Annotated in this window: 23 protein-coding genes and 1 pseudogene; 12 read left to right on the top strand and 12 right to left on the bottom strand. The window is 64.3% G+C overall.

The window, feature by feature from the left end; all coding sequences use genetic code 11:
- The first annotated feature begins 24 nt into the window (after positions 1 to 24).
- Positions 25 to 1,056 carry an L-idonate 5-dehydrogenase gene (locus tag JJE66_RS35735; RefSeq protein ID WP_200520489.1) on the top strand — a complete coding sequence of 344 codons (1,032 nt, stop codon included), beginning with the start codon at positions 25 to 27 and terminating at the stop codon, positions 1,054 to 1,056.
- Positions 1,057 to 1,144: 88 nt separating this feature from the next.
- On the opposite strand, the pseudogene JJE66_RS35740 reads toward JJE66_RS35735, so the two are convergent.
- Positions 1,145 to 1,582: pseudogene (locus JJE66_RS35740) on the bottom strand (DUF2380 domain-containing protein); the annotation flags it as partial.
- Positions 1,583 to 1,769: 187 nt separating this feature from the next.
- Between JJE66_RS35740 and JJE66_RS35745 the strand changes: the two are divergent.
- A complete protein-coding gene (locus JJE66_RS35745) occupies positions 1,770 to 3,155 on the top strand; it encodes a histidine kinase (protein ID WP_200520490.1) in 1,386 nt (461 codons plus the stop codon).
- On the top strand, positions 3,152 to 3,805 hold the full coding sequence (locus JJE66_RS35750; RefSeq protein WP_200520491.1) for a response regulator transcription factor: 654 nt from the start codon (positions 3,152 to 3,154) through the stop codon (positions 3,803 to 3,805). Before JJE66_RS35745 ends, JJE66_RS35750 begins: the two co-directional genes overlap by 4 nt.
- A 10-nt stretch (positions 3,806 to 3,815) precedes the next feature.
- On the opposite strand, the gene JJE66_RS35755 is transcribed toward JJE66_RS35750, so the two are convergent.
- From JJE66_RS35755 to JJE66_RS35765, 3 genes are all read right to left on the bottom strand, one after another.
- Entirely contained in the window at positions 3,816 to 4,658 is an 843-nt protein-coding gene (locus JJE66_RS35755; protein ID WP_200520492.1) for a hypothetical protein, read from the bottom strand.
- Between the two features lie 206 nt (positions 4,659 to 4,864).
- On the bottom strand, positions 4,865 to 5,356 hold the full coding sequence (locus tag JJE66_RS35760) for an SRPBCC family protein (protein WP_200520493.1): 492 nt from the start codon (positions 5,354 to 5,356) through the stop codon (positions 4,865 to 4,867).
- Positions 5,356 to 5,787, bottom strand: coding sequence for a helix-turn-helix transcriptional regulator (locus JJE66_RS35765; RefSeq protein ID WP_200520494.1), 432 nt, complete (start codon positions 5,785 to 5,787; stop codon positions 5,356 to 5,358). The genes JJE66_RS35760 and JJE66_RS35765 overlap by 1 nt, the downstream gene beginning before the upstream one ends.
- A gap of 271 nt (positions 5,788 to 6,058) precedes the next feature.
- On the opposite strand from JJE66_RS35765, the gene JJE66_RS35770 reads away from it, so the two are divergent.
- Positions 6,059 to 7,111, top strand: a complete 1,053-nt coding sequence (locus JJE66_RS35770; protein WP_200520495.1) for a serine hydrolase — start codon at positions 6,059 to 6,061, stop codon at positions 7,109 to 7,111.
- 10 nt (positions 7,112 to 7,121) lie between these two features.
- On the opposite strand, the gene JJE66_RS35775 is transcribed toward JJE66_RS35770, so the two are convergent.
- Positions 7,122 to 7,826: an SDR family oxidoreductase gene (locus tag JJE66_RS35775; protein ID WP_200520496.1), complete on the bottom strand. Its 705-nt coding sequence runs from the start codon at positions 7,824 to 7,826 to the stop codon at positions 7,122 to 7,124.
- A 124-nt stretch (positions 7,827 to 7,950) separates the two neighbouring features.
- On the opposite strand from JJE66_RS35775, the gene JJE66_RS35780 reads away from it, so the two are divergent.
- Positions 7,951 to 8,793, top strand: coding sequence for a GNAT family N-acetyltransferase (locus JJE66_RS35780; RefSeq protein ID WP_200520497.1), 843 nt, complete (start codon positions 7,951 to 7,953; stop codon positions 8,791 to 8,793).
- Positions 8,794 to 8,841: 48 nt separating this feature from the next.
- On the top strand, positions 8,842 to 9,276 hold the full coding sequence (locus JJE66_RS35785) for a hypothetical protein (RefSeq protein WP_200520498.1): 435 nt from the start codon (positions 8,842 to 8,844) through the stop codon (positions 9,274 to 9,276).
- A gap of 37 nt (positions 9,277 to 9,313) precedes the next feature.
- Here JJE66_RS35785 and JJE66_RS35790 read toward each other — a convergent pair whose 3' ends face one another.
- Complete coding sequence (locus tag JJE66_RS35790) at positions 9,314 to 9,763, bottom strand: hypothetical protein (RefSeq protein WP_200520499.1); 450 nt, start codon at positions 9,761 to 9,763, stop codon at positions 9,314 to 9,316.
- A 286-nt stretch (positions 9,764 to 10,049) separates the two neighbouring features.
- Between JJE66_RS35790 and JJE66_RS35795 the strand changes: the two genes are divergently transcribed.
- Entirely contained in the window at positions 10,050 to 10,337 is a 288-nt protein-coding gene (locus JJE66_RS35795) for a hypothetical protein (RefSeq protein ID WP_200520500.1), read from the top strand.
- A 52-nt stretch (positions 10,338 to 10,389) separates the two neighbouring features.
- Here the strand turns inward: JJE66_RS35795 and JJE66_RS35800 are convergent, their stop codons facing one another.
- From JJE66_RS35800 to JJE66_RS35825, 6 genes are all read right to left on the bottom strand, one after another.
- Positions 10,390 to 10,680 carry a hypothetical protein gene (locus JJE66_RS35800; RefSeq protein WP_200520501.1) on the bottom strand — a complete coding sequence of 97 codons (291 nt, stop codon included), beginning with the start codon at positions 10,678 to 10,680 and terminating at the stop codon, positions 10,390 to 10,392.
- A gap of 20 nt (positions 10,681 to 10,700) precedes the next feature.
- Positions 10,701 to 11,117 (bottom strand): curlin, encoded by a 417-nt coding sequence (locus tag JJE66_RS35805; protein ID WP_283818555.1) that lies wholly within the window; start codon positions 11,115 to 11,117, stop codon positions 10,701 to 10,703.
- A gap of 85 nt (positions 11,118 to 11,202) precedes the next feature.
- Positions 11,203 to 11,610 carry a curlin gene (locus JJE66_RS35810; protein WP_200520502.1) on the bottom strand — a complete coding sequence of 136 codons (408 nt, stop codon included), beginning with the start codon at positions 11,608 to 11,610 and terminating at the stop codon, positions 11,203 to 11,205.
- Between the two features lie 17 nt (positions 11,611 to 11,627).
- Complete coding sequence (locus tag JJE66_RS35815; protein WP_200520503.1) at positions 11,628 to 12,020, bottom strand: curlin; 393 nt, start codon at positions 12,018 to 12,020, stop codon at positions 11,628 to 11,630.
- A 119-nt stretch (positions 12,021 to 12,139) separates the two neighbouring features.
- The gene (locus tag JJE66_RS35820) at positions 12,140 to 12,541 is read right to left on the bottom strand and encodes a curlin subunit CsgB (protein WP_200520504.1); all 402 of its coding nucleotides are present in this window, start codon (positions 12,539 to 12,541) and stop codon (positions 12,140 to 12,142) included.
- 167 nt (positions 12,542 to 12,708) lie between these two features.
- The gene (locus JJE66_RS35825; RefSeq protein ID WP_200520505.1) at positions 12,709 to 13,362 is read right to left on the bottom strand and encodes a response regulator transcription factor; all 654 of its coding nucleotides are present in this window, start codon (positions 13,360 to 13,362) and stop codon (positions 12,709 to 12,711) included.
- 322 nt (positions 13,363 to 13,684) lie between these two features.
- Here JJE66_RS35825 and JJE66_RS35830 point away from each other — a divergent pair, with 322 nt between their 5' ends.
- The 5 genes from JJE66_RS35830 to JJE66_RS35850 are packed head-to-tail and all read left to right on the top strand — an operon-like array spanning position 13,685 to position 17,697.
- Positions 13,685 to 13,936 (top strand): hypothetical protein, encoded by a 252-nt coding sequence (locus tag JJE66_RS35830; protein WP_200520506.1) that lies wholly within the window; start codon positions 13,685 to 13,687, stop codon positions 13,934 to 13,936.
- A gap of 17 nt (positions 13,937 to 13,953) precedes the next feature.
- A complete protein-coding gene (locus tag JJE66_RS35835; protein WP_200520507.1) occupies positions 13,954 to 15,384 on the top strand; it encodes an efflux RND transporter periplasmic adaptor subunit in 1,431 nt (476 codons plus the stop codon).
- Complete coding sequence (locus tag JJE66_RS35840) at positions 15,381 to 16,106, top strand: ABC transporter ATP-binding protein (protein ID WP_200520508.1); 726 nt, start codon at positions 15,381 to 15,383, stop codon at positions 16,104 to 16,106. Before JJE66_RS35835 ends, JJE66_RS35840 begins: the two co-directional genes overlap by 4 nt.
- Positions 16,103 to 17,326 (top strand): ABC transporter permease, encoded by a 1,224-nt coding sequence (locus JJE66_RS35845; RefSeq protein ID WP_200520509.1) that lies wholly within the window; start codon positions 16,103 to 16,105, stop codon positions 17,324 to 17,326. The genes JJE66_RS35840 and JJE66_RS35845 overlap by 4 nt, the downstream gene beginning before the upstream one ends.
- A 53-nt stretch (positions 17,327 to 17,379) precedes the next feature.
- Positions 17,380 to 17,697: a response regulator transcription factor gene (locus JJE66_RS35850; RefSeq protein WP_200520510.1), complete on the top strand. Its 318-nt coding sequence runs from the start codon at positions 17,380 to 17,382 to the stop codon at positions 17,695 to 17,697.
- Positions 17,698 to 17,734 lie beyond the last annotated feature (37 nt).

Raw genomic sequence — 17,734 nt, forward strand, 5'->3', positions numbered from 1 at the left:
TCGCGAACCCAAGGGAACGAGACCATGCGCGCCGTCGTCATTCACGCCCCGAAGGATCTCCGGATCGATAGTTATCCGGATCCAGCACCCGGCCCGGGCGAAGTCCGCGTCAAGATCGCCAATGGCGGCATTTGCGGCTCGGACCTGCATTACTACCACCATGGCGGTTTCGGCGTCGTTCGCATCCAGCAGCCGATGGCGTTGGGTCACGAGATCGCCGGCGTAGTCGCGGCCGTCGGTGATGGCGTCGCCGGCCTAAAACCAGGCGCCCGCGTCGCGGTCAATCCGAGCAAGCCCTGTGGCCAGTGCCTGCATTGCCAGGAAGGCATGCGCAACCAGTGCCTCGACATGCGCTTCCTCGGCAGCGCGATGCGCTTTCCGCATGTGCAAGGCGGTTTTCGCGAGTTCATCACGATCGATGCGACGCAAGCCGTGCCGATCGCCGACAAGCTGTCGTTGGCCGAAGCCGCAGTCGCCGAACCGCTGGCGGTGTGCCTGCATGCCGGCAAGCAGGCCGGCGCCCTGCTCGGCAAGCGCGTACTGATCACCGGCTGCGGCCCGATCGGCGCGCTGATGATTTTGGTCTCGCGCTTCGGCGGCGCCTCCGAGATCGTGGTCACTGATGTCGCCGATTCCCCGCTCGCGGTTGCGAAGAAGCTCGGCGCCACGCACGCCATCAATGTCGTGACGCATGCGACCGCGCTCGATCCCTGGCGCGCCGGCAAGGGCGTGTTCGACACGCTGTTCGAAGCTTCCGGCAACCCGGCAGCGCTCCGGACCACGCTCGACGTGCTCAGGCCCGGCGCGACGCTGGTGCAGCTCGGCCTCGGCGGCGAGATGACGCTGCCGATCAACGCCATCGTCGCCAAGGAATTGCAGCTCCGCGGCACCTTCCGCTTTGACCCCGAGTTCGAGCTCGCGGTCAGGCTGATGGGCGACGGCCTGATCGACGTCAAGCCGCTGATCACGGCCACCATGCCGTTCGAGAACGCGGTCGCCGCCTTCGAGCTCGCCAGCGACCGCTCGCAGTCGATGAAGGTGCAGCTGACGTTCTAAAGCATGATCCGGAAAAGTGTGCAGCGGTTTTCCGAAAAGATCATGCTCAAACAAAAACCTAAAGCGCGATGATGTTCATCGCGCTTTAGGGCTGCGCGAGTGCGGCGATGACCTCGCGGGACACGAAGATCTCCGCGCGCTCCCACGATTCATCGTTGTCGCCGCGGAACGTGTAGAGCTTGTCCATCACGATCTTTCTGGCGCCGACGTCGATCACCGCGACCTTGGCCCATTGCACCAGCGTGCTCGTCTTCTGAATGCCGCCGATGATCTTGAACGCCGCCCCCTCCTGCACCGACGGCGCAAGCTGGTGGCGCGGGTCGGCAGCGATGTCCCGCCGGAGCGCGGCCATGAATGCCTGCAGCCGCCGCTCGTGGGCGGCGGTCTGATCGGCTGGCTCGGCCGAGGTATCGGTGTAGCTGAAATCATCGAGAGCAATGGTCGTGGTCTCAGTGGCTGCGGCGCGGCCATCCAGCCCGGCCGCGAGCAGAACAAGGAAAGACAGCAACGGCAGGGTATGGCGCATGACAGCCCTCGCGTGGTGGAAAGACCGCAAGCTAGACGGACGCTTCACGCGCCGCAGCCGTGGCCGTCCCGACCAGCACCGGGAAAATTTCACGACGTTGCACCGCGGTAAGGGTGCCGCTTTTCGCAGCCAGCATTCTGCCCTTTAATGCGGGGGCGACAATTCCGTTCGCGCCAGGTGCCCGCCGATGTGGAACCGCCCGAGGTTCGATCTCAAGGTCCGTCTGACGATGCGCGTGGCCGCGATATCGGCCGCCTGCTTCGCCGCAATCTCCGCCTATTTCCTGATCACGGCCGACCGCGCCGCCCACGCACGCATCGACGGTATTGCCGCCATCGTGGCCAAGACGCTGGAGCTGCAGCAGGGCAAAATCCTGTGGGCTGCGAGCCCCCGCTCGGACTTTCCGAACCTGGATCCCGTTTCGGCCTATGTGATGACGCCCGGCCTGTGTCTGGCATTCCGCGGCACCAGCGGCGACATGCTCCAGCGGTTCTGTAGCGGCGCGCCGATACCTGCTGACCCGCCGCCGCAAGCCTTCACGGCCTTCTATCGCAGCCTGTTCGACCCCGGCCGCGAGGCGGCGCGGCCCGTGATCTTGCGCGGAACGAAGCTCGGCGAGGCCGTCGTCACGGTCGACCCGGCCGTTCAGACGGCCGAGGCCTGGCACGAGGCCGGTCGACTGATGATCGCGTTGGCGATCACGCTGCCGCTGTTGTGCATGCTGGTCTACGCGGCACTCTCGCGCGCACTGCGCCCCACCCGCATGATCCGCAGCGGCCTCGAGCGGATCGCCGCCAACGACCTCACGGCGCGGCTGCCGCCGTTCGATCTCGCCGAACTCTCCGCAGTTCGCGATGTCTTCAACCATCTCGCCGAAAGCCTCGACACCGCGCTTGCCGAGCGCGCCGAGTTGACCCGGAAACTGATCGCGCTCCAGGACGAGGAGCGCCGCCATCTCGCGCGCGAGCTGCACGACGAGTTCGGTCAGTCGCTCGCCGCCATCCGCGCGCTCGCATCCTCGGCCCGCCAGACCGCCGCGCAGGACTGCCCCTCTTTGCTCGGCGAATGCGACGGCATCGCGCGGACCGCGACCGGCATGATGGAGACGCTGCGCGGCGCGCTGTTCCGGCTGCGCCCGCCTGACGTCGAGGAGCTGGGGCTGGTGGCCAGCCTCGAAGGCCTGGTTGCCGGCTGGAACGGCCGCAGCCGAGGCGAAACACGTTATTCGATCCGTTTCGACGGCACGTTCGAAACCCTGCCGGCCACGATCAGCGCCAACCTCTACCGCATCGTGCAGGAGGCGCTCACCAACGCTGCCAAGCATGCCGGCGCCACCAAGGTGAGCCTGGAATTGACCACGCATTCCGACGACATCGCGCTCGCCATCGATGACGACGGACGCTCGACCGATCCCGCCGCGAAATCCGGAATGGGCCTGCTCGGGATGCGCGAGCGCGTCGCGGCCCTGCGCGGCCGGCTGAGCTTCGAGGCTCGACCAAATGGCGGCTCCGCGTTGCGTGTCGTCATTCCCGTCGCGGCTGCCACTGCGCAGGCACTGGAGCACGCGGCATGAGCGCGACCATTTTGCTGGTCGACGACCATTCCGTCGTTCGCGAAGGCTATCGCTCCGTGCTCCAGAAGCAACCCGGCCTGCGCGTCATCGCCGAAGCCGCCGACGGCGCGGAGGCCTATCGTCTGTTCAAATCCGAGACGCCCGACCTCGTCATCATGGATCTGAGCATGCCCGGCATTGGCGGCATCGAGGCTGTCAGGCGGATCCGGCAATGGGACAAGGCGGCAAAGATCCTCGTCTTCACCATGCACGAGAATGCCGGCTTCGCCGTGCAGGCAATCCGCGCCGGCGCGAGGGGTTACGTCACCAAGACCAGCCCGCCGGAGACGCTGGTGCGCGCGGTGATGGACGTGCTCGCCGGCAAGATCGCGATCAGCCCGGATATCGACCACGAGCTCGCGCTCAGCCGGATCAGCGGCGACAAGTCGGCCGCCGACGTGCTGACGCCGCGCGAGTTCGAGGTGATGCGGCTGCTGCTCGCCGAGAACACGACGGAAGAGATCGCCGAGACGCTCCATGTCAGCCCGAAAACGGTGGCCAACCTGCATTCGCTGATCAAGGACAAGCTCGGCGTCGGCTCCGACATCGAGCTGGTCCGGCTGGCGCTGCGGCAGGGAATATTGACGCAGCTCGATCTCGGCGATGCCTGAAGCGGGCAGATCAGGTCAGATAGCGCGTGACGTAGCCGTCCATCGCATAAAGCGCGCAGAGCGCCAGGCTCGACCAGACGGCTGCGCTGAAATACAGGAACATCCAGGTCAGCTCGCCCTTCCAATGCGCGATGTCGTGGGTCACCACCCATCGCGTCGAGACGTCATGCAGCCCTTCGAGGAAGCCGAGGAACCTGCCGCCCTGTTCATGCCCGGCCCGCCAGCGGCTGAGATACATCGGCACGTCGACGGTGACGAGGAAGGCGAGGAAGCAGGCGATGCCGACGATGCCGGCGATCAGCGCCCAGCGCACCGGGCCCTGGAATTCCGGCATCAGCCGGCACAGCGCGATGCCGGCGAGGAAGAAGGTCACCGCCCACAGCGAATTCTCGACCGCGTTGAAGAAGAAGTTGGTGGTGACGACCGCGTACCAGGAGAAGCACTCCGCGATGATGATGATCGGCACGATCATCAGCGCGATGTTCACCGCGGTCTCCGCGCCCGTCATGCGACCGAGCTGATGCAGGATGATCGCCCATTGCGCGACGAAGCACAGTTCGGCCACGGTCGCCACGGTGCGGCCGACGAACACGCTCGACAGCCAGGTGTCGAACAGGCAGATGCGCTGCACGTCGGCGCGCGGCAGCACCGAGCGGAAGGCGCAGCCGAACACATAGCCCGCGCAGAGCAGGAACATCAGCCCGATATCCGAGCCGCCGCCGACACTGCCGGCAACGGTCGGATAGAACTCGCGGTACAACATGAACCAGACGAGGATATTGGCTGCACTAACCAGCGTCAGGGATCCCCACCACCACGCCAGGGGATTTGACCGCGCCTGCCACTGCAACATAAATCGCTCCGTCGTAGTCCACATGACATTCAACGGTAGCAATTCTGTCATAAATCTGCAGCACGGCGCGACAAAAATCTGCGTGACGGCACTGTCATAATTCGCCTGCGCGTTGTCATAATCGCGAAGGCGACGGCTTTCCCCACTCGTTTCGAAGCTTTTCCGGGAGCCGCCACTTCGACTGCCCCCGGAATCTCGCGGGGCATTTATTTCTTCAGCCCGCCCACATAGGCCACCAGCTTGTCCAGCGTCTGGTAGCCATATTCAACCGCGCCGAAGCCGATCATGTGGTCCCGCTGCTCGGTGGTCGAAGCCAACTGCCGCATCATCAGCACGGTCTTGCCGTTGCTTTGCTCGGCAAACGTGAGGATGAAGCGGAACATGCCGGGATCATCGTCCTGGTCGACGCCATGGTCCATCTCCATCAGTTTCGGCCGCTCGATGCGGCGGAAGCGCATGCGGTTCGGATAGATGGTGCCGTCGGGACCGATCATGTTGAAGCGCCAGACGCCGCCGACGCGCACGTCGATCTCGAAGGTCTCGACCTCAAATCCCTTCGGCCCGAACCATTGCGGCAAATGCTTTGGATCGGACCACGCCTCGAACACCAGATCGCGCGGCGCGTCGATCACGCGTGACATCACGATCTCGCGGTCGAGCGACCATTGCGACAGGGCAGCATTGGCAGAATTCGTCATCACTCGGAACCTTTCCGTTTGGTTGTCTTCCTGGTGGCCTTCTTCGTTGTCGTATTCGCTGTCTTATTCGCTGTTCTGGACGGCGGCTTTGCTGCCGCCCTCTCCTGCTTGAGCTTCATCACATAGGCCTCGAACCGATCGAGCCGCGCCTCCCAGATTGCGCGCTGCTGCTGGAACCAGTCCTCCGCGCCGACCAGCGCGTGCGGACTGAGGCGGCAGGTCCGCACGCGGCCGGATTTTTCCGACTGCAGCAGCCCGCTCTCTTCCAGCACGTGGATGTGCTTCATGAAGCTCGGCAGCGCCATCTCGAAGGGGTCGGCGAGTTCGCCCACGGAGGCTTCGCCGGCGCACAGCCGCATCAAGATCGCCCGCCGCGTGGGATCGGCAAGGGCCGCAAAAATCTGGTCGAGCTGGGACAATTGGTTAGCCATGAAGCTAACTATAGAGGCGCCGCGCGCCGGCGTCAACAATTGTTAGCTCATGAGCTAAGTAATTTGGTGGAACCCGGAGCGCGTAATCGTGAATTGGGACAGCGGGCTTTCCCCGCTAAGACAGCCCCCGGGGGCACCGCATGAACTATCGGATCACGTGCCACCTGTTGTCACCTCACTCCATCTCACCCGGCGAACCCTCGCCTGCGCCGCGCTTGTTCCCTTCGCGGTCGCACTTGCCCGGCCGCGCCGTGCAGCGGCGGATTCCGACGTGACCGCGCAGATGCGCGATATCGTTCCCGCCGAGCTCGGGCCGACCGTGACGCCGGAACATCCGGGCGGCCTCGCCGTCGCGCTCTATGCCGGCCGCCATGCCGAGTTTTTCAACTACGGCTTTGCCGACGACACCACAAAGCGGCCGGTAACGCCGGACACGCTGTTCAATCTCGCCTCCTTGCGAAAACCGTTCGAGGCAACGCTGGTGGCGCTCGGCACGCTCCAAGGCGAGCTGCGGCTCGACGATCTCCTGCCCAAATATCTGCCGGAGCTGAGCGGCGACTATATCCGCCACGTCACCGTCGGCGAGCTCGCCACGCACACCTCTGGCCTCTTGCTGCCGACCGATCACCCGCCCTGGCCGAACGACTCATACTCCGAGGCGCAGTTCATCGACATGCTCAACGCCTGGACGCCTGCGGGCGTCGCGCCCGGCAAGCAGCGGATCTACTCGCATGCCGGCTACGTGCTGCTTCAGCTCGTGCTCGAGCGCTGCTATCGCGCGCCGATCCCAGAGCTGATCGAGAGCCGCATCCTCAAGCCGCTCGGCATGCATACGACATTCGTTCCCGAGCGCGGACGGGACAACCGCGCTATCATGGACGAGGCCGCGATGCGGCGCGTGGTGCAAGGCTATTCCGACCAGGGAACGGCGATCGGCCCGCCCGGCGACCAGCAGAGCTATTTCGACTTCCCCGGCACCGGCCAGATGTTCTCGAGCGCGCGGGATCTTTCGACCTTCGTGGCGGCCTGCGTCGACGGCCGCTCGGTTGATCCACGTTTGCGCGAGGCGCTGCGGATGACGCAGCACGAAAGCTTCCGCGTCGACGAGAAATTCGGACAAGGCATGGCCTGGGAGACCGTGCATCTCGACGGCCTCACCGTCGTCGACAAGCCGGGCGGCCTCAACAACGCCTCCGGCTATATCGGCCTGGTGCCGGCGCGGCGGATCGGTATCGTGCTGCTGGCCAATCGCGGCGAATATCCGCACGAGATCGCGCGCTACAAGATTTTGCCTGCGCTGGCGCGGCTCGTCGTGTCACATTGAAGTGCACGCCTCAGACCGAGCGCGTCAGCCCGCCGTCGACGCGGATGTTCTGGCCGGTGATGTAGGCCGCGCCGTCGGACGCCAGGAACGAGACCGTCGCCGCGATCTCTTCGACCTTGCCATAGCGCTTCATCGGCACGCTGTCGCGGCGTGCGTCTAGCTGCGACAGGCTGTCAATCCAGCCCGGCAGCACGTTGTTCATGCGGACATTGTCGACGGCATGGGTGTCGGTGAAGATCTTCGTGAAGGCGGCAAGCCCTGCGCGGAACACCGCCGAGGTCGGAAACATCGCACTCGGCTCGAAGGCCCAGGCGGTCGAGATGTTGATGATCGCGCCAGCCTTCTGCGCCTGCATCACCGGCGTCACCAGCCGGGTCGGACGGATCACGTTCAGCAAATATGTATCGAGACCGATATGCCACTGCTCGTCGGTGATCTCGGTGATGGCCGCGCGCGGCCCGTGACCGGCGCTGTTGACGAGCACGTCGATGCGCCCCCACCGCGCGAGCGCACCGTCGACCAGGCGTTTCAGATCGTCATTGGACTTGTTGGAGCCGGTCACGCCGAACCCGCCGAGCTCGGCCGCGAGCGCCTCGCCCTTGCCGGAGGACGACAGGACGCCCACGCGAAAGCCGTCGGCCGCGAGCCGCCGCGCAGCCCCGGCCCCCATGCCGCTGCCGCCTGCGGTGACGAGTGCGACCTTCTCTGCTGCCATGACCGATCATCCCTGTGATAGCGTTGAGGCGAACCGAAGGCCCGGCCTGTCATCAGGCCTTCTACCGCCAGACTTGCCCGCAAACCAGACCCTGCCCGCAGGTCCACCGTCCAAGGCATCCGTCATGAGCGAGTTGCAGATCCGCAATTTGCGCCCCGAGGAGATCTCCATTGCGATCGACTGGGCCGCGATGGAGGGCTGGAATCCCGGCCCGCGTGACGCCGCCTGCTTCGCGATCCCCGATGCGCAAGGCTTCTTCGTCGGCGAGATCGGCGGCGAGCCGGTTGCGACCGTGTCCTGCGTCAATTACGACGACCGCTTCGCCTTCCTCGGCTTCCACATCGTGCGCAGAGGCTTTCGTGGCAGAGGTCACGGCCTGCGCATCTGGAATGCGGCGATCGCGCATGCGGGCTCGCGCGTGATCGGGCTCGACGGCGTCGTGGCACAGCAGGACAATTACAGGACATCAGGCTTCCGGTTTGCCTATGCCAATATCCGCTACGGCGGCAGCGTCGCCGCGCCGGCCAGACCACCCGCCGAAATCGTCGCGCTCGACAAGATTCCGTTCGCGATGGTGGAAGCCGATGACGCCACAATCTTCCCCGCCCGGCGCGCCGCCTTTCTGCGCGCGTGGATCGACACGCCCGGCCATGTTGGCCGTGCGTTGGTGCACGATGGCAAGCTCGCCGCATGGGGTGTGATCCGCCCGTGCCGAACGGGACACAAGATCGGCCCGCTGGTAGCCGATGACCGCGCCGCGGCGGACGCCGTCGTGCAGGCTTTGCTGGCGAATCCCGGAAGCAGCGAGATGGTCCTCGACATCCCCGCCGTAAACCGCGATGGTCTTGCGCTTGCGGAATCCCTGGGCCTGAAGCCGGCGTTCGAAACGGCGCGAATGTACACTGGACCCGTCCCGACGGGCCAGCTCGACCGCGTGTTCGGCGTAACCAGTTTTGAACTAGGCTAGTACCGGCCTTGATGCCGATACCAGCTTGAAATTTGTAATCTGTTTCACATGCCCGCTGCGGCGCAGCGTGTATTGCTGTTCGATCCGCCGATTTTGCCGGACGGCTCGAACATCATTTTTCCGACCACATCATTTTCTCACCATCGATATTTCATTCAAGAGGATTTGATGACCGAAGCCAGAAGCAGGGCCGGCCCATCTCAGCACACGGCCGAAGACCTGCGGCACCCCGGGATCGTGGCTGCGTTGCTGCTCGCCGTCGTGACGGCCTTCGGGCTGCACATGCTGATCTCGGCTCCCGCGATACGCGCGGCTGCGGAGGCGGAGCTCGCGCGCGTCATCGCGGACGAGGATCGAGATGTCTGCGGCCAGTTCGGGTTGCGCGCGGGGACGACCTCTTTTGCGGCTTGCAGCCGCGAGCTCGCGAACGTCAGACAGAAGCAGTCCGACCGCGACCAGGCGGCCGCGGCAGGAATTCTGTAGCGCATTCTGTAACGCATTCTGTCATGCAGCAAGCCGCTCAGTAGCAGCGCATGATGTTGATGGTTTGCTCGCCGCCACCGCGGCCGGGCACCGTCACGGACTCCGTCGGGCAGCTCGGCACGTAGGGCCGATCTGACGGTACGACATTCGGCGGGAAGCGATGTGCCCAGTCCCAGGGAACGTCGTAGGTGTAGGTGTAGCGCACGTCGTTGGTAACAGGCTGTCCGGCGTCGACGAAGGGCTGGCTGTAGCCTGCGCCGTCGTTGAAGAAGCCGCCTCCGCCTGGCCAATAGACAAATGAGCCATTGCGGCCACGGAATCGCGCGCCCGGCGCGATCGGCGAACGTGCCGCTGCCGACGCCGCGTGAGCGGCCATCACGCCATGCGGGGCAGCGCCGCCCGGTCGTGCAAAACTGTCGCCGGGGCTAAGAAGCAGCGCGGCTGCGCTGAGCGAGGCGAGCAACGCCCCAAATGATCTGGACATCATGATACGCACCAACTCGTTTGGCTTCGCGGATAGCGGCTCCCCACCGCACGCTAGGCCGGCCCGTCGCCCGCCCGCAAACGTATAATTAATTGTTGGTTAAGGCACGGGATTATCAGGGAAGCCGGTGCGGCAAGACGCCCGGGATTTCAGTCGGTTTGACCGAAATCGTGCTGCAAAATTCATCGCCTCATGAGCAGTTGATGGGAGTTGATCGTGCCAGCTGAACAGGTCCGGAACGCTCCCCATTGCGATCGTTGGCTCCGACACAAGAAAAGGAGCATCTCGCATGCAACGCAGAATGAAACTCGTGCCCCTGATCGCAGCAACGCGTGTCGCGGGCACGGCCGCCGCGTCAGCGCAAACCTACGATCGGTTCGGCAATCCCGTGGGATGGCAACGGCCCCCGCCAGCATATGAACGGGTGCAGCCGCGCGCGATGTACTATTCTGGCACAGCGGGCCCCTATGCCGCGCTCAACGGCACCAACCATCCGACGCCAAGCTCGACGCAGGGCGACGTCGGCCCTGACGGCAACAATAACGGCACCCTGACCGGCGGTTATCGCAACTGGTAAGCCTGGCTCGACCGAAGGCCCCTCGTCCGCACCAGCGATGGGCCTTCGTACCTCAGTGACCCCGCTGCTTGCGCAGCCAATCCAGCATGTCCTGCGCGTTTCCCGTGCCCTGCGACACGATCGCGGTATTGCCGCCGCTGCGGCGGTAGACCGTGGTGCGGCCCGGCTCCTTATCGATCCTGACCTCGGCCTGCGCCGGATCGCCGCTTTGCGTAATTGTCGCCGTGCCGTTTTCGTCCTGAACCACGGTGGTGTGGCTGTCATTGGCCTCACCGGCGCCGGCCGGCGCCATCGCCATGACGGTCATCAGGCTCATTCCGGATGCGAGCAGGAGCAACTTCATGTCATACCTCTTCGTCTCGATCAGCGGTTGAACTGGAAGATGGCCAGCCAGTTGAAACGTCCGAACTGCCTGACGGCTCCCGTATTCATATCGCCGACCTGAAGCAGCAGCGCATTCGTCGAATTGCCGACCTGGGTGATGTCCGCGATGTTACTCAGGCCCGACTGGCCGACCAGCGCATTGGTGGTGCTGCCGACCTGAATCACGTCCACATAGTTGCGCGTCCCGTTCTGGACAATCGTCGCATCGACGGTTCCTGTCCCGATCTCGATCACGCGTGCGATATTGATGCGGCTGTTCTCCACGATCGTGACCGGCTGGACGTTGTTGCCGAACTCCACGACCGTCTCGATGCTCACATTCCTGTTGCTCACGCCGCGCTCGATGGACCCGGCGGATGCCTCTGTCGCCAGGTTGATGGTGGCGAACGCTGCCATCACCGCCAGGATCCGCCTCAGGCCGTGTTTGCCGTATCGCATCGCCGCTCCCCTTCGCATTGAGGTCAACGCCTCCTCAGGCACTTCACGGGCTGCTCTGGTTCACCGTCGAGGAGTTGATCGCGCCGAATTGCGCGATGGCTCCCGTATTCATGGCCCCGAGCTGCGACACGAGGCTCGTCGCCGACTGGCCGGTCTGGCCGACAAAGGCGAGATTGTTCACGCCAGCCTGCCCGACCGATGCCGAATTCGTTCCGCCGAATTGCAGGATGCCGGTGGCGTTGTTGGTGCCGTTCTGGATAACGGTCGCGCTGGTGCTGCCGCCGATCATGAACACGCCCGCCATGTTGAGCTGACTGTTCTGGTTCAGCACGATCGGCGGGCCGCCGACCGAAACGATGGTCTTGATGTCGGCGGTCTGGGCGCCGGCCGATCCAGCAGCGCAACAGAGCGCGAGAAACGAGACGCAGGCGACGCCTGGAAAGTGTTTCATGACATGCCTCGCCGCGATCACGGAGTCTGCTGGAGAATCGTCGAGCCGTTCAGGATCCCGAGCTGGCCAACTCCGGCCGCGTTGTTGGCGCCGATCTGGCCGATCAGGCTCGAATTGGAGCCGCCGGCCTGACCGGCCAGCGCCGAGTTGGTCGCGGTCGCGGTGGTGCCGCCCTGCCCGATCACCGAATTATTGACGGTCAGGAGCGAGCCCATCTGCAACGTCGTCGCGGTGTTGGTTGCACCGAACTGCAAGGTCGTGGCGCTGTTGTTGGCGCCCCCGCTCTGGGAGATGAAGGAGTTGTTCGTTGCACCGAATTGCAACACGCTGGCCGAGTTGCCGGCCTGGGCATCGACAGCGGTCAACAGGCTGAACGTGACGGCCGTCGCGATAATGAATTTGGTTTTCATGTCATTTCCTCCGCCAATGTCGGCGAGCGACCTCTGGTTTGGTCGACGAGTCCGATTGCGGTCTTTGAGAATGGCCCGGACGCGTCGCGCTGTGACGCGCCCGGCCAAACGGGGCTGGTTCAGTGCGCCGTCTGCGAGACGCCGCTGGTGTTGACGCCGAACGCGCTCAGCTGACCGACGCCGGCGGAGTTGTTCTGGAGTGCGGCGGGCCCGAACGAATTCTGGGTGATCCCGCTGCCGTTGTTGCCGAACGCCACCTGGCCGGTGGTCGCCGAGTTCTGCACGCCGATCTGATTCACGGAGCTGGCGTTGTTGAGCGAGGCGGCGCTCGTACCCTGCATGGTGGATGCACCGTTCAGGATGCCGACCTGGGTCGTCGACGAGCTGTCATTGGTGAGGCCGTTCTGCGTGACGCTGGACGAGTTCACGACGCCGAGCTGAACCGTGGTCGAAGTATTGGCTGCCTGAGCCGCGGACGACAGAGCGAACACGGCGACGGAAGCGAGGAGCAATTTACGCATGGAGTATCCCTTTCTTGCCAAGTTGTCTAAGCAGGTTGCAGATGCCGTCTTGGAGGAGGCCGACATCGTAGGGATGACTCTGAACCGATTGCGCTCGATGCGACAGACTGCAGTTCATGCTAGTCGCTACGGACTAGACGATGCACGGCAAGTCGTCGCTCGCGAGACTAGGCTTGCGACTGTCCCGCGCCGCTCGGCGCCGTCTCCTGCCGCATGCTGTCGATCAATCTCGCGACCTCGATTGGCGATCGCAATTCGAGCTTTCGCATCATCCTGGCGCGATGCACCTTGACCGTCACTTCGCTGAGCTGGAGCTTCGCTGCAATCTGCTTGGCGACAAGTCCTTCCGCCATCAGCAACATGATCTCGCGCTCCCGCGCCGTCAGCGTCTCGACGCGCTGCCGGGCCTCGCGCACCGTGTCTTCCCGCTCCAGCCGCCGTCGATCGCGCTCGATGCCATGCCTGATGGCGTCCAGGATCTCCTGCTCGCGAAACGGCTTTGGCAGAAACTCGACAGCGCCGAGCTTCATGGCTTCGACGGAGACACGCACGTCCGAGTGGCCGCTGATGAAGACGATCGGAATCGGCACGCCCGATTTAGCCAACCTGCGCTGGAGCTCGAGCCCGGTCGGTGACGTGCCGGGGAAGCGGACGTCGAGCACCAGGCAGGATGGTCCGACGGACAACTCCTCCTCGAGGAACTCGTCCGTCGAGGCAAACAGCTTCACTTGATGTCCTGTCTCCTCGCAGAGGCTGCCAATTGCACTTCGTATCTGGATTTCGTCGTCAACGACATAAACTGTGGCTTGATTTGAACTCATTGCAATACGCTCCGGGACTTGGCGCTCGCTGATCCAGCAACGAGCCATCCATTGTTCTTGCAAGCGATAACAAGGTGCTTGAATGCATGCGCGACGACCGAGCGATTCTCGTCGGCCCGCAAGTCTCACGTCTTAGGGCCAACAGCCCGTCAAGACGAGTGAAGGCGTTCACATATCGGGTTTCATGATTGTAAGGACCAGGTACCGCCACAGGCGGCATCACGGCGAGATACCATGTCGAGGATGTGACAGTCCGGCGTTGCAGCCGTGATATCGCCAACTGCGTCATGGCTTCGCCACCCATGCGCCGAATTGAACGCCAATGACCCGCAAAACAGACGGGACGTTCAGTCAGCTGTCGAGTTTCGATACCGCGCGCATCTTTTTGAATACGCCCGGTATGCGCTCCCTGCAAATCACGAAAGGTCGCACCCCGCCGACTTTACTTCTGGATCATGGAGCGCACCCGACCGTCGCCCTAAGAACGGCGACACACTGCCAAGCCACCGATATTAAACGGACGAAATACAACCATTGCGCGATCTACGCGGCTTCCGCCAACGAAGTCATTTAAGAAGGCGGGTTTTTGATATGCGATTTGTGCCAGTCATTGTCCTGTTTGGGACTGCGTGCGGCCTCGCCACCATCTATGGCGCGGCACCGGACGTCGTTGCGGGCGCTGCGGGGAGCGCCGCGGACGGCGTGAGCCGGGCCTATCAGTCGACGAGGCAGTTCCTCAAACCCGGCGGCGCTGAGACCCCGACCTTCGGGTCGGACGCACCCGTGTTCCGCTACGCCGCAATTCAGCGCGGGAGCATCGAGCAGACCGTCACCGTCACGGGGGCCCTGCAGCCCGTCAAGACGATCGAGGTCGGCTCGCAACTGTCCGGGCAGCTCGCCCGCGTCTATGTCGACTTCAACGACACCGTCAGCAAGGACCAGCCGCTTGCCCTGATTGATCCCCGCAGCTTCGCGGCCAAGGTCGACGAAGCCAGGGCGGCGCTGGCGGTCTCCGATTCCCTGGTCGACATCGAGCGGGCCAAGCTCGATCGCGCCAGGATCGACCTGCAAAATGCCAAGGGCAGCCGCGACGTGCTCGCCGCCAAGCTCGACAGTGCGCAGGCGGTGAAGGCATCGGCGCAGAAGACCCTGCAACGCAAGCTGGCACTCCAGTCGCAGAACGTCGTGGCGACGTCGACGGTCGACGATGCGCAGACGGAGTTCACGGCGCGCGTGGCCCAGGAGCGCGAGGCCGAGGTCATGATGTCCCTCAATACCTTCTCGGTGGACGGCGCGCTGGCCGACGTCCGTCGGATCGAAGCCGAGCTGGACCAGGCCAGAATGGCGGTTCCGGAGAAAGCCGCCGTCCTTGCGGCGGCGCAAGCCGATCTCGACCGCACGGTGATCCGCTCGCCGATCGACGGCGTCGTGGTGGGCAGGTTCGTCAACGAAGGGCAGACACTCGCGGTCGGCCTGGAGTCCCGCACCACCTTCGTGGTCGCCCATCGTCTCGAGGACATGGAAATCCACGCGCAGGTCGACGAAGCCGACATCGGACACATCGCCGCCGGCCAGCGGGCTCACTTCACGGTGGATGCCTATCCCGACCGCCGATTCGAGGCGGCCGTGCGGCAGGTGCGCAAGGCGCCACAGAACCAGCAGCACGTGGTTACCTATACGGTCGTGCTATCGACCTCCAATCTCGATGGCGCGCTGCTGCCGGGAATGACCGCCCTGGTCAAGATCGTGATCGAGCAGCAGGACAACGTGCTGAAAGTGCCGCTGGCGGCGCTCCGCTTCCAGCCCTCCGGTGCGCGGGCAGACACGGCCGCCGGGCGCAGCGGCGTCTGGGTGCGCACCGCCAATGGCGCACTTCAGCGCATCCCTGTGACCGTCGGCGCGGCGGGCACCGAACAGGTGGCGCTCAAGAGCGGAGAGCTCGTCGAGGGCAGCCAGGTCGCCGTCGGGCAGGCGATCCGGCCGGCCGGCATGGAATTTCTCGGCATCAGGTTCGGATCATGACAGGCACCCTGCCCCTCATCAGCCTGCGATCCGTCGGCCGGACCTACCGCATGGACGGGATCGCGGTCCCCGCGGTCCGCAATGTCAGCTTCGATATCGACCAGGGCGAGATCCTCGCCGTCATGGGACCGTCCGGGTCTGGCAAGTCCACCCTGATGAACATGATCGGCCTGCTCGATCTGCCGAGCGAGGGCGCAATCTATCTCGAGGGCGCCAATGTCGCCGACCTCTCTGAAGACCGCAGGTCGACCTTGCGCGCCCGCAGCATCGGCTTCGTGTTCCAATCCTATAATCTGCTGGCGCGCCACAACGCGATCGAGAACGTCGCCCTGCCGCTGGTCTATTGCGGCGTCGGCCACAAGGAGCGCCTCGTGCGCGCGGAGCGGAGCCTGGAAGCCGTCGGCATGCTGCATCGGGCGCATCACTTTCCCCGGCAGCTGTCGGGCGGCGAGCAGCAGCGTGTCGCCATCGCACGCGCGCTGATTGCGTCCCCGCTGATCGTCCTCGCGGACGAACCGACCGGCGCACTCGACAGCCGCACCGGCGCCGAGATCCTGGCATTGTTCGCCGCGCTCAACCAGACCGGCCAGACCGTCGTGATGATCACACACGATCCCGGCATCGCAACCCAGTGCCGGCGCACCATCCGCCTGCATGACGGCGAGCTCGTCGGTGACGAGACGCTAGCGCCTCTGCTGCCGAAACGGAGCGTTGCGTCATGACGATGCTTCAGGGCTTTCAGATCGCTCTGCACGCCTTGCGGCTCAACCCGCTGCGCAGTTTCCTCACGATGCTCGGGATCGTGATCGGCGTCGCCTCCATCGTGACGGTCTTTGCGATCGGCTCCGGCGCGCAGCTTCGCCTGCAGGAGCAGATCCGCTCGATCGGCGCCAACGTCCTGATGATCACGCCCGGCGCGGTCTACCAAGGCGGCGTCCGCCTCAAGGAGGGCACCAAGCTGACGATGACCGAAAGCGACGTGCAGGCGATCCTCGAGCAGATTCCTGAAATCCAGGCCGCGGCCGGTTCGATCGCCGGAACGGCGCAAGTCATCCACGAGAGCAAGAACTGGAACACGACGATCAATGGCACGACGGCCGGGCACTTCATGGTGCGCGACTGGCAGCTCGCGTCCGGGCGCTACTTTTCGAGCACCGAGGAGGCCGCCGCCGGAAAAGTCGTGATCCTCGGCAGCACGGTCGCGCGCGAGCTGTTCTCACCGGACGACGATCCTATCGGCGCACAGATCAGGATCATGAAGGTGCCGCTCGAAGTGATAGGCGTGCTCGATCACAAGGGACCCGCGCAGGACGACGTCGCCTTCGTCCCTCTCACCACGGCCAAGCTGCGCTTCCTCGGCAGCGCGAGCAACATCAACCGGGATTCGGTCGCCTACATCATTGCGAAGGTGGCCGCCGACGGTCAGATGACCGGAGCACGATCTGAAATCGAAAGCCTGCTGCGGCAGCGGCACCGGATCGCGGCTGGCCAGGAGGACGACTTCAAGGTCCAGGATCCGGCTGCCGCCATGGAAGCGCAGCAGGGCGCGATCCGCACCGTGGCGCTTCTGCTCGTCGCCATTGCCTCGGTCTCGTTGCTGGTCGGCGGCATCAGCATCATGAACGTCATGATCGTGTCGGTGACCGAGCGCACCCGCGAAATCGGCATCCGTCGCGCGCTCGGCGGGCGGATGCGGGACATCCGTCTGCAGTTTCTCTGTGAAGCGCTCGTACTCTGCCTGCTCGGCGGCGCCATCGGCGTGCTCGGCGGCGTCACGCTGTCGATGACGGTCGCACGCATGGCCGGCTGGGTCACCTCGATCGACGGCGAAGCAATTGCCCTGGCCCTCGCCTTTTCAATCGCGACCGGCCTCATCTTTGGTTTCTATCCTGCACACAAGGCGTCCAAGCTCAGTCCAATCGAGGCGCTCAAGACGGAGTGAGAACATGCTGGGTTGGCCACGACATCAAACCAGAGGCCAGGGAGGAGCTAGTCATGAGCCCGGATCCGAAAGACTTGATTACGCCGACGCCGCGTGAGCGCGAATTGATGATGCTCATCGCGCGCGGGATGCAGAACAAGAACATCGCCTACGAGCTCAAGATCTCGGAGAACACGGTGCGGGCGCATATCGGCAACATCATGCGCAAATACCGCCTCCATAACCGGACCCAGATCGCGATCGTCTATGCACTGAAGGCGGCCCCGCTCTCGCTACGGCGCGATCTGACCAAGAGCGGCGCCAACCCGGCGGCCGTCAAGCCCGCACAGGCGCTTGCGCAAAATCCAAGGGTTCCGACCGCGCCTGATTGACTACCCTGGCCACAACACCTTGCGCGTGGCGTCGGGC

It is taken from the genome of Bradyrhizobium diazoefficiens, assembly GCF_016612535.1.
In the GTDB taxonomy this organism is placed as follows: Bacteria; Pseudomonadota; Alphaproteobacteria; order Rhizobiales; family Xanthobacteraceae; genus Bradyrhizobium; species Bradyrhizobium diazoefficiens_C.

Bases quoted from the DNA above. Each gene is read 5' to 3' on its own strand.
- JJE66_RS35735 (WP_200520489.1), top strand. From the start codon at position 25: ATGCGCGCCGTCGTCATTCACGCCCCGAAGGATCTCCGGATCGATAGT.
- JJE66_RS35745 (WP_200520490.1), top strand. From the start codon at position 1,770: ATGTGGAACCGCCCGAGGTTCGATCTCAAGGTCCGTCTGACGATGCGC.
- JJE66_RS35750 (WP_200520491.1), top strand. From the start codon at position 3,152: ATGAGCGCGACCATTTTGCTGGTCGACGACCATTCCGTCGTTCGCGAA.
- JJE66_RS35755 (WP_200520492.1), bottom strand. From the start codon at position 4,658: ATGTTGCAGTGGCAGGCGCGGTCAAATCCCCTGGCGTGGTGGTGGGGA.
- JJE66_RS35760 (WP_200520493.1), bottom strand. From the start codon at position 5,356: ATGACGAATTCTGCCAATGCTGCCCTGTCGCAATGGTCGCTCGACCGC.
- JJE66_RS35765 (WP_200520494.1), bottom strand. From the start codon at position 5,787: ATGGCTAACCAATTGTCCCAGCTCGACCAGATTTTTGCGGCCCTTGCC.
- JJE66_RS35775 (WP_200520496.1), bottom strand. From the start codon at position 7,826: ATGGCAGCAGAGAAGGTCGCACTCGTCACCGCAGGCGGCAGCGGCATG.
- JJE66_RS35780 (WP_200520497.1), top strand. From the start codon at position 7,951: ATGAGCGAGTTGCAGATCCGCAATTTGCGCCCCGAGGAGATCTCCATT.
- JJE66_RS35785 (WP_200520498.1), top strand. From the start codon at position 8,842: ATGCCCGCTGCGGCGCAGCGTGTATTGCTGTTCGATCCGCCGATTTTG.
- JJE66_RS35790 (WP_200520499.1), bottom strand. From the start codon at position 9,763: ATGATGTCCAGATCATTTGGGGCGTTGCTCGCCTCGCTCAGCGCAGCC.
- JJE66_RS35795 (WP_200520500.1), top strand. From the start codon at position 10,050: ATGCAACGCAGAATGAAACTCGTGCCCCTGATCGCAGCAACGCGTGTC.
- JJE66_RS35800 (WP_200520501.1), bottom strand. From the start codon at position 10,680: ATGAAGTTGCTCCTGCTCGCATCCGGAATGAGCCTGATGACCGTCATG.
- JJE66_RS35805 (WP_283818555.1), bottom strand. From the start codon at position 11,117: ATGGCAGCGTTCGCCACCATCAACCTGGCGACAGAGGCATCCGCCGGG.
- JJE66_RS35810 (WP_200520502.1), bottom strand. From the start codon at position 11,610: ATGAAACACTTTCCAGGCGTCGCCTGCGTCTCGTTTCTCGCGCTCTGT.
- JJE66_RS35815 (WP_200520503.1), bottom strand. From the start codon at position 12,020: ATGAAAACCAAATTCATTATCGCGACGGCCGTCACGTTCAGCCTGTTG.
- JJE66_RS35820 (WP_200520504.1), bottom strand. From the start codon at position 12,541: ATGCGTAAATTGCTCCTCGCTTCCGTCGCCGTGTTCGCTCTGTCGTCC.
- JJE66_RS35825 (WP_200520505.1), bottom strand. From the start codon at position 13,362: ATGAGTTCAAATCAAGCCACAGTTTATGTCGTTGACGACGAAATCCAG.
- JJE66_RS35830 (WP_200520506.1), top strand. From the start codon at position 13,685: ATGACCCGCAAAACAGACGGGACGTTCAGTCAGCTGTCGAGTTTCGAT.
- JJE66_RS35835 (WP_200520507.1), top strand. From the start codon at position 13,954: ATGCGATTTGTGCCAGTCATTGTCCTGTTTGGGACTGCGTGCGGCCTC.
- JJE66_RS35840 (WP_200520508.1), top strand. From the start codon at position 15,381: ATGACAGGCACCCTGCCCCTCATCAGCCTGCGATCCGTCGGCCGGACC.
- JJE66_RS35845 (WP_200520509.1), top strand. From the start codon at position 16,103: ATGACGATGCTTCAGGGCTTTCAGATCGCTCTGCACGCCTTGCGGCTC.
- JJE66_RS35850 (WP_200520510.1), top strand. From the start codon at position 17,380: ATGAGCCCGGATCCGAAAGACTTGATTACGCCGACGCCGCGTGAGCGC.